The 610-nt window shown below is 36.6% G+C and carries 2 protein-coding genes; both read right to left on the minus strand.

Annotation, left to right across the window (positions count from 1 at the left end):
- Nucleotides 1-298: hypothetical protein (locus NNO04_RS22540; protein WP_271446535.1), on the minus strand; the 298-nt coding region annotated here is incomplete at its 3' end.
- On the minus strand, nucleotides 295-610 hold a 316-nt coding region (locus NNO04_RS22545), incomplete at its 5' end, for a hypothetical protein (protein ID WP_271446536.1). The genes NNO04_RS22545 and NNO04_RS22540, both read right to left, overlap by 4 nt.

A 610-nucleotide genomic window follows, 5' to 3' on the forward strand; every position in this document is an offset into this window, starting at 1 on the left:
CAACTATCTTCCCTGTAAGTAACCCTAACTCATTCGCTCCTTGTTCAATTTGTTTTCTCCAACCTTCAATGTCTCCCTTGTATGATAAAGCATGTAAAAGCTCTCCAGATGGGAGCCATAATTTACAGTTTTCTGTTATTGCCCCACCACTTGTTGGAATTGGTGGTTCTATTTTATTGATTACTTTATCAAATAAACCTTTCCCAACAAATTTGTCATACCCGTCATCTGATACATAGCGATACTCTCGCCATTCAACTGGAATAAGACCGGGGATTTCTCGTTCATTATATATCATAGAATTACCTTAAACGATACATTATTAAGGCCAGAGTTATGGAATATAGCATTATAATGTGTTGCCAGATCTGGACTATTTGTGTGGTAAATAACATCATCGAATGATGCAGAATATTTCTGCGCTTGGGACAGCATCGTCTGTTGCTCTTTAATGGCAAAATGAGCACTGCCAATTGAACTTTCAGGGTTACGTAGAGATTTAGCCCAATCATCAACATATTTTGCTTCTATAGCAGTTCTTTTTTCATTTATATTAACGACATGATCTGCTATCCCATTAACTTTACTTCCATTGACAATAGCACTATAT

It is taken from the genome of Citrobacter sp. Awk 4 (assembly GCF_028069725.1).
Lineage (GTDB): Bacteria > Pseudomonadota > Gammaproteobacteria > Enterobacterales > Enterobacteriaceae > Citrobacter_D.